Consider the following 13,949-nt stretch of genomic DNA (forward strand, 5'->3'; position numbering starts at 1 on the left):
TGCCAAGAGTAATTCACTTAACAAAATGTTTTTAAATGGCCTACTTAATTTTAAAACTCTTGAAAAAATCTACTTTTCTAGTTTTAGATATTGATAGTTTTTTTCCATCATCCATTACCACAAATCCTCCATCTGACTTACTAATACGGGTTATATGATCTTTATTAATTAAACTAGAATTATGGATCCTTAAAAAACCAAAACTCTCAAGTAAGTATTCATAGTATTTCAAATTTTGTGAAGCTACAATATGTTTGTTATTATTAAGTGTTAATTGGGTATAACTTCCATCAGCTAAACAATATAAAATAGAACTTATAGAAACTATTTCATACCCGTCAAAAGTGGGAATAGAGATTTTATTAAACTTATCCTTTTCTAATTTGAGCTGTTCAATTAATTCCTTGGCATTATTGGCAAAATATCTTCGCTCTAAACCTTCTAAAAGCCGACTTATTGCTTTTTTAAAATCATCGATATCAATAGGTTTCAAAAGATAATCTAATGCCATATATCTAAAAGCTTCTAACGCATGATTATGTGCTGACATAAAAATTATTTCAAAATCTATTCTTGCAAATTTTTCTAAAAACTCAAAAATACTTCTTGTACCAATCTGTATATCTAAAAAAGCAACATCTATTGTATTCAATTCTAAAAGTGTCTGTGCTTGGTCAAAAGTTTGAGCAGTACCTACTATTTCAATTTGAGGGTAAAATGTTACAATCAAAGATTGTAAATTTTCTATCCCATTTAATTCATCGTCTACTATAATTGCATTAATTATTTTTGTCATACATATTCTTTAATGGTAGAATTAATATACTTCTAGTTCCTTTTACCTCATTACTATCATCAAAAAGATCTTCAAAATAATACCTCGCATCTTTATATCCTGATTTCACTAAAATATCTACACGCTGTTTTGTATTTATCGAAGTAATGCCAACAAAACCTTTTGGTTTAGACATCTTAATTTTTTTAGCTTCTTCCCTTCCTATGCCATTATCTTCTATAATAATTTTTAAATTATCATTATTAGGTGCTATTATTAAAGAAACAAGACCTCCTTCTGGCTTATTACTAATACCATGGATTATTGAATTTTCTATAATAGGTTGTAAAATCATTGCAGGAATATAAGGATTCTGTTCTTCTATATTATGATCTACTTTTAAAGTAAAATCTAACTTATTACGAAATCGAATTTTTTCTAAATCCACATACACTCTAATAAGATCTAACTCTTTTTGTAACCTGATAAACGAATCATTCGAATTATCAAGAATCAACCTAATGGATTGAGAAAATTTACTTAGATAATTATATGCACTAAACTTATCTGATTTTAGTATCGAGTTTTGTACTCCATTTATAGTATTAAAAATAAAATGTGGATTCATTTGTGATCGCAATGCAAATAATTTCATAGTAGAAATTTGCTTCTGTTTTTCTGCTAGATGTACTCTGTTACGATACACGTATAACACAATCATTCCAATTATAGCTATTAAAACAAGACTCACTATCCAAATAATCCTTTCTATATCTGATTCGAATTCTTTTTTATCTTCTGCTTTTTCTTTTGATAAAGAAGCGTAGGCAACATCTTTTTGTTCAATTACTTTAGAAGATTCTATTTTCGAAATTTGTTCAGAAAAATTTTCATTTAATAATTTAGATTCTAATGAAGTAAATTTCTCATAATACTCTAGCGCTTCCTTATAGTTTTCTGTTTTTTTATGATATCTACATAAATCCTTGTAAGCATCAATTACTGCAGTCTTAATTTCATATTCTTCGGCAATCGATAAGGCTTTATTAAGATTATACTCTGCTTTTTTATAGACTCCTATATCCAGGTATACATTCCCTAAAGTCCTATAGGTTTGTCCTACTCTACTATCAAACAATTTATCTGGTTTAATAGCTAAAGATTTGTTCGCATAAACCAAGCTTGAATCGTATTTTTTTACTTTGTAGTAGTTAAAAGCCAGATTGTTATAGCAAGTTCTTTTTTGATTTTGATAGGTCAGATTATCATCTATACTTTTATTTAGTATCTTTTTATATAGCGCAATAGCTTTTTCAAAATTTCCCACTTGTGTTTCTATTACTGCTAAATTTATATAACTAGTAATTTCTCTATCCTTTTCGCCAAGCAATATTGCTACATCTAAAGCTTCGGAGAAAATATCAACTGATCTATCATTTTTATTTAGTTTAGAATATAAAATTCCCAGCCTATTTAATGATTTATGTTTTTCTACAGAAGGTTTTTCATCTTTAAAAAAATAATACGCTTCCATCAGATTATTTAACGACTCTTTATAATCACTTTTTCTTTGAAACAATAGCCCAATATCTGATTGAATATCTGCTATCAAAAAATAATCCTTTTCATCATTTGCTATGCGCTTAGCCCTATTAAAATAATTATATGCCAGATCTGTGTCTTCCGAATACATATAAATAACACCTAATCGTTTTAAGCTACGCGCATATAAACCATAATCTTTATGTAATAATGAAAGTTTCTTAGCAACTTCTGCATATTGTAAGGAGGTATCCATATCTACATCCTTATAATGCAGACTAAGATGATAAGATGCTTTAGCTTGTTCTACATCTTCACAAATAGTATAAACGGTTAACAAACTATCTCTTATACTAATATTTTTCTTAGTAGGAGTCTGCGATACTGCGACTATGGTAAAAAGTATAAAAAAACAACGTATATACTTATTATTCAATCTCACCTTTATATTTTAAATGTTCCATAAATCTATATAATTTATCAAAACCATACTATAATAGATAAAGCAGATGATTTAGATCATCACCTGCTTTATTAACTTCATTTTTATTAAATGTATTGTGAATGATATTATTCTTTATAAATTTTAATTGCTTTTTGCTCCTTACTATCCTTAGAAAAAATGGTTACTAAATATACTCCTTTTGGAAGATCATTTATATCAACACTTAATTTAGTATCATTTATTTCTGATTTAAACGTTCTAAGTACTTTCCCCTCAAGATTCATAACTTTTATTGAAAGTAATTCATCTTTGTTGTTCTCAACAAAAAACGAATGTTCTACAGGGTTAGGGTATAGTATTATCGATTCCTTTGTTATCTCTCCGTTTCGATTTTGCCCACAAGACAAGTTTCCAAAATCAAAATTACCATTACAATAAAGCCATTCCGAAGAGCCACATCCTGTTCTATTGGAGTAATCTTCTGTTTGATATAAAATATCACAAATTTTAATCCAATCGATATACGCATTTAAATCACAAGTACTATTATCATCATTTATAAAAGCGACTTTTATGTTTTGACCTTCTTTATAATCACTATAGCGATAAACTTCAATATTATTAGTCAAAGTAAATTGAACTACTGGTTTGTTATCTAAAAGAATTTCTATTTGCTCGCCAGAACAGTTTCCTTTTGCCCCTACCTCTAAAACTTGAGTTATTCCTATATCCTCAGAAATACAATCAATATTAGGTTTATTAAGATTATCTAATCGATTATTCCAATTTCCTCCAACCGAAGTTATATAAACTTGAAACTGATATTCATTATTTCCTATAGGAGTGTTTTCTGGTATAGAAAGTGGCACATTAATAGTTCCTACTCCAGCTGAAACTCTGGCTCTGTTTGATTTGTATACCGTGTAAGGGCTCGAATCTAATTGAAAAACTATCGATATGTCTCTATCTTCTTTTGCTTCATACGATATTGTAATAATCGTTTCCTTTCCTGCAACAACCTGGTTGGGTACTGATGTAGAAATAATCTTATCCTCTAATGTATTTACTACTCCATCAAATTCTATAGCTCCAATATCAATCGATGTTCCTACAATATCGCCAAATCCTACATTAACTCCAGCATTAATGGCTGGACTACTCGACTGAAGGTTCACATTATGAACTGGAAAATTATTGTTTTTTGTAGGAGTAAATAATGTTGCAGAAGCTCCATTTATATTAAATGGATTCGACGAAGTAGCCAACAAATTTGTTTGAGATTCATTTAATGCTTGAATACTTTTCAATTTTGGATTTACGATGAGATCATTAGTACTTAATGATTCTGGATTCCCTGTAGCGTTCCAATGTATATTTTGATCATAACTTATATTTTCATCCTGATATCTTGATATCGTAGTTTTTGAAGCATTAGAATTATATAAAATATTATTCTTAACACGAGCATTTTTCACTCTTCCGATTGACAATTGAGAATCACCAATAGCTATTGGATATGCAGGATTAGAAATTCGAGTACTTTGTGCATTATCAAATAGAGTATTGTTATAAACATCAACATTATCACTAGAAAATACATTAATTCCTTGGCCGCCATTACCGTAACAAACATTCCCAATCAATAACGTTCTGCTATTATACGGTACACCATTTTCTTTTTGATCCTGGATATGATCATCTACAATGATCCCGTTACCATCTGTAATTCTATTACCTCCTCCTAGAAACCCTCGAAGATTCACATTGTATCTGGAAACATTATTTTTATAAATGATTCTATGGTTGGGATAATCCGGAAAACTACTGACATTTAAGTTTGCAGGTTGATATGATGAAATTCCGCTATTCCCATTCTGACTTTGAAATGCACAATGTTCTACCAAATTCCCTTCTATCAATACTACTTCTGATCCACCAATAGCAATTCCATTTCCAGGAAAATCGTGTACATAATTATTACGGATAATGATATGGTGAGAGCCATTATCAATACCAATAGCTCTTCTTGCCCTCCATAATTCCAACCCAAATGAAGGGTCATTAATCATTCCTTTTACATCCTCGTCAGCTGGAACAAATTCTAAATTTTCTATAATCAAATACGAAGATCCTAACAAATCGATTCCTTTTACCGAGGCTGAAACTATCGTAGGTAATTTTCCTTGCGCATCCGGAACTCCGGAAAAGGTTATATACTTTTCTTCTGATCCAGAGATGGACATAAATATTTCACTCCAAGGACTATCATTTTCACCTGTATATATTCCTGATAAAATTTTCACAGTATCACCTTCATTTACAGAATTTACTGCTTTCTGAATTGATTTAAAAGCAAGATTTTGCTCTAGTCCTGAGTTATTATCATTCCCGTTTTGAGAACTTACATAATACGTTTTTTGTGCACTTGCAAAAAACGTAAGTAAGACACAAAACATTATCATTAGTTTTATTTTTTTCATTACATGATGTATTGTAAACAATTAATATTCTAGAAACAAAAAGAAACACCAAGTATAAAACTATACTTGGTATTTCTTTTTTAATTAATTAACGATTGTCTATAATTATTTTTTTAGTTTCTTCGGTTTTCGTAGTACGGTCATACATTTTTAGTATATATAAACCATTTTTTAAATGTTCTGTTAGAATAGTACTCGTGCTCGATATATTATTTTCTTCATACACCTTTTTTCCTTCCATATTATAAATTGCGATCGTATATAACTCAGAACCCTTAACAGTAATTTTATTGTCGGTAACCGGATTTGGAAACACGTTAAAAGTTTTTTGAATACCACTAACTGAGATTTTATCATTACAATTAAGGCTTCCGAAATCAAAATTACCATTGCAAAATAACCACTCTGAATTTCCACAACCTGTTCTGGAAGCTACATCTTCTGTTTGATATCTTGTCTCACACACTTTAATCCAATCTATGTATACATTTTTGTCACAATTATTAATACTCCCATCATTTATAAATGAAATTTTTATGTTTTGATTATCCTTATATCCTTCATAATTGTAGACTGAAATATTATTTTCGAGTGACCATTCGGACACTTTTTTACCGTCAATTAATAACTGAATTTTTTCGCCTCCACAGTTTCCTTTTGCTCCTATTTGAATAACCCCATTTTGGCTTAAATCATTCACATTTCCAAAATTAATATGGCCGTTACAATGAATTGCTTGTGTAAAACTTCCACCACCACAAGTTACATTCCAGGCACCTGTATTTTCTTCTCTAGATTCTGCTTGGATTCTTTCCCCATCAATTTCTAACCAATCAATTTCTACATCTCGTCCGGTATCATCGTTAATAAAAGCTACTTTAAAATTGCCTGAAGTCTCAGAAACTGAAAAGCTATAATTAACAAAACTATTTGTCAGCGTGATAGCATCATCAATCCGGGTATCATTATAACGCACTTCTATTCTTGAATTATTAGTTCCTTTTGCTCTAACTATAATATTCCCAGTATTCTGTATACAATCTATATTTGTCTTAGAAATCGTATGTAATCTTTCATTCCAATCTTTGCCTTGTGGAGTAATAAAAATTTGAAATTTGTAATCATTACTAGCGACTGGAGTATTATTATCAATAGGAACTTCTATATCTATGGTATCTGTACCATCTGAAACATTTACTCTTTTTGATCCATAAACAGTATAAGGGCTTCTATTTAGTTGAAAAACGGCGACTATATCCCTATTAGAACTTGAAGAATATGTTACTTCAGTATAGGCTTTACCTCCTTTGACAACTGCATCAGGTACTATTATTGACTTAATCAAATCTTCATCATTTCCTCCTGTATCATCGCAAGAAGATGGAGAAGTATTTACTGCTCGAAAATGATCTCTGTTCCATCTTCCTTCTGCAGTTAAATCATTATTATAATTCCAATTACCATTGGAACTAGCTGATGTTTTTAGAGATGAACTAATTTCATTCTTATTACTTAATGACCACTTACAATAACTAATATCATTATTATCCATCCACTGTTCCCAACGGTTCCATTCTGCCGCGTCTAGATTATTGTTAGGCCCATAATTAGTACCAACTCTTCCGCACTCAGTCATAAACAATGCTAATCCCTTATTAATTGCATAATTTGCTTTATCTCTCAATGATTGCTTATGCGCTCCAGCATATGCATGTATTGTATAAGCAATGTTATTTACAGGTTTATTATTAATATCTACAGTTAAAGGGTTATCTGCCGCAGTATCTACTCTTTGCGAATAAAACGGAGTCCCAACTACAATAATATTATTAGGATCATTTGCTCTGATTTCTGCAATAACTTCTCTGGAATAACTTTTTATCTCGTTCCAGGTACCAATTGCATTTCCATAATCACCAATCGGTTCGTTCCATATCTCATAAATGACATTCGGATATGCTCCGTACTCCTTGGACATTTGTCTGAAAAAAGTTTTAGCTTCTTCTTTATAATTTGGATGAGCATGAAAATCTATTACAACATAAATTCCATGTTCTATTGCCGCATCAACAACCGCCCTAACCTGATTTACAGAACCAACAGGATCATCAATATAATCTCCACCTCCACCGCGAACACCCATTGCTGCTCTAACTACCTCTACTTTCCAATCATCTCTAAGCCATTTTAGGGCATTGCTATTCCAATATTCTCCTCCTTCCCATTGGTGCCAGAAATAACTCATCCCTTTTAACTGAGTAACTCTATTACATTTATCTTTTATTTTACTTCCCTCTACTCGTAACTGTCCATGCCTTTCTACAATAGTTTGTGATATTAATTGAGAGACAGCGAACAAGATCATCGCAATCATTAATAGGTTTGTTTTTCTCATAATAAAAATTGATTTGTGTTAGACTCCTAAAATAAAGTCTAAAACAACCTACAGAAATGCTCAATTTGATGAACGACCATTCTCAATCAATGATTGGTCAATATTAATTTACAATGTGTTTTTAAAAAAAGTGAAACAATACTCAATTAAGAGTTAGAGTATTTTTCAAGAATTAGTTGAATTTTTGGCAAATAGGAAGCACCAAATAAATTAAGATGTACTAATAAATAGTACAATTGCCAAATTTCAATTCTCCCTTTCCAACCTTTTGTTAATGGAAAAATCTCATTGTACACGAGAAATAGTTCTTGATCAAAACCTCCAAATAAATGCATCATAGCGATATCCATTTCTCTGGGGCCATATGCAACAGCTGGATCAATTAAACAAGGAAGACCTTTATTATCAACTATAAAATTACCATTCCATAGATCACCATGTATCAAACCAGATTCCTCCTCGGGAATTTCGGACTCAATATTTTTATAAAATCTTTCTATATTCTGGAATACAAATCCTTTTCTTAGTGCTATATCAAACTGCGGTTGTAACCGTTGATTTATATAAAACTCTAAAACCGAAGAATATTTACCATTATATTGTGGCAAACTACCAATGTAGTTATCTATATCAAGACCAAAATATGGTTTACTTCTTTGATGCAAAATAGCGAGTTGCTCACCAAATACCGACCAAAAATTTGCGGATTGGTTTCTAGGCTTAATATACTCTAATAACAGAAAAGACAAATCAGTATCATTACCAAAATGCAGTACTTTGGGGATTTTAAAAACATTTGCTTTTCCTAGTTCTTGTAGACCCCTAGCTTCTTTTTCAAACATTCCAGGAAATCTAGATGCACTATTTAATTTAACCACTAATTCTCCGTTATTTGTGGTTAAAAGAAATACTTCATTAATATCTCCGCCTGATAAAGGTTTTACAGAAAAGATTCCTTCAGAAAGAAGGTTTTCTAAATGTCTTATGAATTCTTTTGATAACAAATTAAGAACTTACTTCTTCTTATAAGTCAAATAAGTAAAACCAAAATTATGTCGCTCATCTGCCCCATGTAACTCTTTCTTATCAACAGTCCATAATTCTGTATCTATATCTGGGAAAAAAGTATCTGCTTCAAATGTTCCATGAACTCTGGTAAGCTCAATACAATCAGAATATTCCATTCCAATTTTATAGATCTCTCCTCCACCTATAATAAATGGTTGCGGATCATCTTTTGCCACCGCTAAAGCTTCTTCCATAGAATGGACTACCACAGCACCCTCTGGCTTATAATCTTGATTTCTAGTTATTACAACATGTACACGATTTGGCAATGGTTTCGGGAATGATTCAAAAGTTTTTCGACCCATAATAATATGATGCCCCGTAGTCAATTGCTTAAAACGTTTAAAATCATCAGGAAGATGCCAAACCAAATCATTATCCTTTCCTAAAGCATTATTTTCTCCGGCCGCCGCAATCATTGTAATCTTCTGGGGAAAATCAGTTACTTTTGGTTCACTGATAGCTTTTGGTTGTTTGTGTTTTATGAATTCTTCTTTCTTTTTAATCAATTCATCTTTTGGATACATTTTATCTACATCTTTTTGAATTAATTCTATTTCTAATTTTTGTTTAGCTATCAAACGCTCCATATGACTGCTTGTCCAATCAGCACCCATGAATTTGTGAAATAACCATACATTACAAAAATGCAACACGAATAAAAATGCCCAACAGATAATAGCTATCGCACACCAGTCAATCCCAAAGAAAGTAATCTCTTTACCAATCCCAATTAATAGATTGAGAATAACTAAAAATGTAGAACCAACTAAAAACACTATAAAATGCTGAAATAGTCTTTTCTTTTGAACAATCCGTTTACGAGCATGTTCATATAATTCACGCTGCACAGGATCAATTTGTGGAGTTTCTTTTCTTTTTGAAAACATTTTAATAGTACCTTAGTAATGCTTGATTAATTAACCAAGTAAATATAAAGGTTTTACCAAAAAGCCCTAAAATAACTTATGAAGAATTTAAAAAAAGAATTTCCTGTATTATCACAAAACACATATCTTAACACAGCTTCCTCTGGCTTATTATATGACTCCCTTTTAGATTATAGACAAGAACATGATTTTGATTTTCTCATTGAAGGAAGTATGTTTAGAGACCAACAAGAAAAACAATTAAATGCTGTTAGAGAATCTATTGGGACTTTTTTAGGTTGTAAATTAGAAAACACAATACTAACACCAAACTTTTCTTTGGGCTTTAATACTATTCTAAATGGATTAGATAAAAACCAAAAAATACTTCTTTTAGATGAAGATTACCCTTCTATAAACTTCTCCACAATTAGCAAAGGATTTGAAATATGTTTCGCTAGCGCAAATAGTTCACTAGAAGAAAATATTGAAAATGCAATTTCTAAACATAATCCTAATATTTTTGCTTTTAGCTTAGTCCAATATCTCAATGGAATAACAATAAATCTTGAATTTCTTAAGCAGTTAAAGCTAAAAAATCCTGATCTTCTAATTATTGCTGATGGAACACAATTTTGTGGCACTAGAGTTTTTGACTTTAACTCTTCAGGAATTGACATTCTTGGCTGTAGCGGCTACAAATGGTTATTGGGAGGCTATGGTAATGGATTCTTTTTATTTAAAGAAGGTATTCTTGAGAAAATCACACCAGATACTTATAATAAAGCAGTTTCTTCTACTAATTATGATTCTTCCTATACAAATCTAAGAGCTAGATATGAATGTGGGCATTTAGATACTTTTAATTTCAGAAGTTTACAGTTTTCCTTAGAATTTTTATCTAAAATTGGACTTCCGCGAATTGAAGAAAACATACAAGAGCTAGCTAACTATGCAAAAACAAAATTAATCGCTTCGAATTTATTAGAAACTGATGTAATAGAAAGAAGTAATCATAGCTCAATCTTCAATATAAAAGCTACTAAAGAAACTTATAATTCACTTAAAGAAAAAAATATTATTACCTCTTTAAGAGGGAATGGAATTAGAATCAGTCTACATTTTTACAATACGATCGATGATATTGATAAATTGTTAGCCAATATTTAGAAGTTTTTCATGATAATAGTGCTTTATTTCTACACAAGTTGTAGAAATAATTTGAATAAATATTGTATTAAAATATGCAATTAGCGATTCTCATTCAGATTTAAAAAATGGTATGATTTTTTAAGGTAAACTAGTAGCTGTTATTAAACTGATTTCCAACCACAAAGTTATAATAGACAACTACAAACTAGTACTAACCAAATATTACTTTAGTACATCCACATATACTAGCAAAGAGGTATCTTTCTGGTTATAACAATGTAACCAAATAGATTACCCATTTGTTCTTAAATCGTAGACACAAAATATCATGAAAAAACTCAACCTATTTCTCACACTATTATTTTTATGTTTTACTTTTTTCACTACTTCGCAGGAAGTACCAATATCAGATGATGATTCAAGTAATATCATTACTAAAGTTATCGGAAAAGAAGATAAAGTATTACATATGTCTGCTAATCTGGTAGTAGATACTCCAGAAGAACTATTCGTTCATATAGATAAAGCAAAAGCAGCTGGAGCAAATACCGTATTATACTCTGACTCTAAACTAAATTCCTATGGACTTAATGGAACTGCAGGCTCCAGATGGGATGAAAGAATCCAAGTATTAGTAGATGGTATTAAAGCTAGAGATATGAAATTGCATTTTATTACCATCTCCATGGGCTTTGCAAGTTCGTTAATAGCTTCTGACCCTAATCTAACAACTGGATATCCTATAGAACAGCAAGAATTGAAAGCCACGAATGGTGAACTAATACCTATTAAATCTTCTAATTTGGTTAATGGTGATTTTGAAAATTTTGATGGAAATAATGTTTTACAATGGAAATCTCAAGATGCAGTAGGAGAACGTACTTTTATTGACACAACTATTAAAAAAAGTGGCAATGCATCCTTTAGAGCAGAAGCTATAAATAATGAAAGTTCTAGAATTTTCACTGTTTTCGATGTAAAGCCATTTCATCAATATACATTGAAGTTTTGGATTAAAACTGAAAACCTAACCGCACGAAACTTAGCAGCACTATTAAGAGATGAGAATAATAAGGAACGTACCTTAACAAATTTACATATATCACTCCCGAATGATAATGGAGGAAGAAAATATTATAACAGCGCTAACAACTTAACTACGGACGGTTGGGAAGAAGTACGTATCGGATTTAATAGTTTAAACGCTACTGAAGTAAATTTAGCGTTAGCCGTTTTTGGAGGCCAACAAGGTACAATTTGGTGGGATGATGTAGAAGTTATAGATTCTCCTACACTTAATTGGTTAAACAGAGAAGATTTGCCAACATCGCTAAAACACGCTAATGGGCAAACACTTTCATTTGGAGGTGATGTAGCACCAATAACGGATAATCAACTTGGTATTTCGGGTTTTTCGGGAGCTTTTGACACACAACATTTATCGCCTAAAATAATTATTAACAATACTACAAATATAAAAGAAGGTGATATAGTAAGAATAAATGGGTATCACGGACTTCCAACCGCCAGTGGACAAATATCCGCTTCATGGAATAATCCTGAAATATATGCAAGAATGCGTACCATACATCAAAAGCTTTATAATGATTTTCAACCTGATGGTTTTTTATTGAACTATTCAGAAATAAGAACCGGTGGATGGGAACCCTCAGATACTCAAATCGGGAACTCTGGTGCTGCATTAGCAACTAGTATAGAACGCGCATTTAATGATCTTTTTGAAGTTGCTCCTGATGTTGAATATTATTTTTGGAGTGATATGATAGACCCAGAACACAATGCCGTAGCGGATTATTATCAAATTAACAACACCTTAGATCAGTCATGGGTAACAGTAGACCCTAATAAAGTGATACTTGCTACTTGGTGGGAAGGTCAAAAGATTATTGATAAAGGCACGAAGTCTCTTAAGTTTTTCTCTGACTTGGGTTTTAAACAGATTGTAGGAGCATTTTATGATGCCGATGTTAATTTAAATTACAATCAATGGCAAACAGCATCTCAAGGAGTAGACAATATTATTGGATCTATTTATGCTACCTGGGTCAAACCACGTAATTTTTCACAAATAGAAAACTTTGGTAATCTATGGTGGTCACCAAATCAAATTAGCGATGAAATTGTATCTATAGATGGTCCCGATACAGTTTCTCCTGGTAATTCTGAAACAATCAACCTAGAATATTCAGCATCTGTAACTAGAGACATTATTCTTTCCTTACAACTTAACAGAGCTCCCTGGACCAATTATGGTGTAACCATTACAACTGTTCCTGCAGGAGTCGATAACATAGAAATTGAAGTTACTATAAATCAAAACATACCAATAGCTGATAATGATTATAAATGGTTATCATATATAGTTCCTGAAAATGAAAACTGGAATAGTCGTTTTGATGATCTTCAAGAAATTAATATTAGTGCCATAAATAATAATGTAGAAACTGATATTAGTGGAATTTCATGGAGATTAGAAAATAAAGCTACCAAACAATGGGTTAGAACACAAGAATGTTCTAATGAGTATAACGAAACTACTCCATTAGTTGTTACCTCAACCAATAATACAGGGAACTGTACTATGTTTGAATTCATTCCTACAGATAATGGATATTATTTTTTGCAAAACAAAGCTACAAATGGAAGGTATCGACCTAAAGATTGTAGTAATGTATCTGATGATTCTGTCGAAATAGTTCAGGTGGGCTCTAGTTCCTTCGGATGGTGTGAACAATGGAAACTAATTGAAACTGATGAGCAAGGGTATTTTAGAATAGAAAACAGACAAACTAATAGTTGGATAAGATCACAAGGGTGTTCTGCCGATATAGACGAATCAGTTTCGATCACACAAGTCTCACAAGGATATACAGGAAATTGTACTAAATGGAAATTAGTAGACGTCAATAATGCAATTAATAGAGATTTCTCAGGTACAGATGAATTAGATATAAAACTATTTCCCAACCCTGTAAATAATCAATTATCAATACAGAAATCCACAAATAACACCAATGAAATAGTAACAATCAATATTTATGACCTACAAGGAAGAAAACAGATGACAATTGATTCTCAGAAACTTATTACTGATGGAAATAATATTGAAGTATCACATTTAGCCAACGGTTTGTATGTATTATCTGTAGATTATTATAAAAAAGAAACTCAAAATTTACGATTTATGGTTCGCCATTAAAAA

Annotated in this window: 8 protein-coding genes; 2 read left to right on the plus strand and 6 right to left on the minus strand. The window is 31.2% G+C overall.

Going from position 1 to position 13,949, the window contains the following annotated elements; genetic code table 11:
• Positions 1–40: 40 nt before the first annotated feature.
• The 6 genes from BMY33_RS09220 to BMY33_RS09245 all read right to left on the minus strand — a co-directional run bounded on the left by BMY33_RS09220 (position 41) and on the right by BMY33_RS09245 (position 9,595).
• Positions 41–796, minus strand: coding sequence for a LytR/AlgR family response regulator transcription factor (locus tag BMY33_RS09220; RefSeq protein ID WP_091407736.1), 756 nt, complete (start codon positions 794–796; stop codon positions 41–43).
• A complete protein-coding gene (locus BMY33_RS09225) occupies positions 780–2,759 on the minus strand; it encodes a tetratricopeptide repeat-containing sensor histidine kinase (protein ID WP_170837048.1) in 1,980 nt (659 codons plus the stop codon). Before BMY33_RS09225 ends, BMY33_RS09220 begins: the two co-directional genes overlap by 17 nt.
• Before the next feature lie 128 nt (positions 2,760–2,887).
• A complete protein-coding gene (locus BMY33_RS09230) occupies positions 2,888–5,242 on the minus strand; it encodes a T9SS type A sorting domain-containing protein (protein ID WP_091407739.1) in 2,355 nt (784 codons plus the stop codon).
• Between the two features lie 88 nt (positions 5,243–5,330).
• Positions 5,331–7,637: a cellulase family glycosylhydrolase gene (locus BMY33_RS09235; protein ID WP_091407741.1), complete on the minus strand. Its 2,307-nt coding sequence runs from the start codon at positions 7,635–7,637 to the stop codon at positions 5,331–5,333.
• Between the two features lie 146 nt (positions 7,638–7,783).
• Positions 7,784–8,641, minus strand: a complete 858-nt coding sequence (locus BMY33_RS09240; protein ID WP_091407742.1) for a fructosamine kinase family protein — start codon at positions 8,639–8,641, stop codon at positions 7,784–7,786.
• Positions 8,642–8,650: 9 nt separating this feature from the next.
• Positions 8,651–9,595 (minus strand): dihydrofolate reductase, encoded by a 945-nt coding sequence (locus tag BMY33_RS09245; protein WP_091407744.1) that lies wholly within the window; start codon positions 9,593–9,595, stop codon positions 8,651–8,653.
• Positions 9,596–9,673: 78 nt separating this feature from the next.
• Here BMY33_RS09245 and BMY33_RS09250 point away from each other — a divergent pair, with 78 nt between their 5' ends.
• Both BMY33_RS09250 and BMY33_RS09255 read left to right on the plus strand, forming a co-directional pair.
• Positions 9,674–10,744, plus strand: a complete 1,071-nt coding sequence (locus tag BMY33_RS09250; protein WP_091407746.1) for an aminotransferase class V-fold PLP-dependent enzyme — start codon at positions 9,674–9,676, stop codon at positions 10,742–10,744.
• 310 nt (positions 10,745–11,054) lie between these two features.
• Positions 11,055–13,946, plus strand: a complete 2,892-nt coding sequence (locus BMY33_RS09255; protein WP_091407747.1) for a T9SS type A sorting domain-containing protein — start codon at positions 11,055–11,057, stop codon at positions 13,944–13,946.
• Positions 13,947–13,949: the final 3 nt, after the last annotated feature.

Source organism: Aquimarina amphilecti, from assembly GCF_900109375.1.
Classification (GTDB): domain Bacteria; phylum Bacteroidota; class Bacteroidia; order Flavobacteriales; family Flavobacteriaceae; genus Aquimarina; species Aquimarina amphilecti.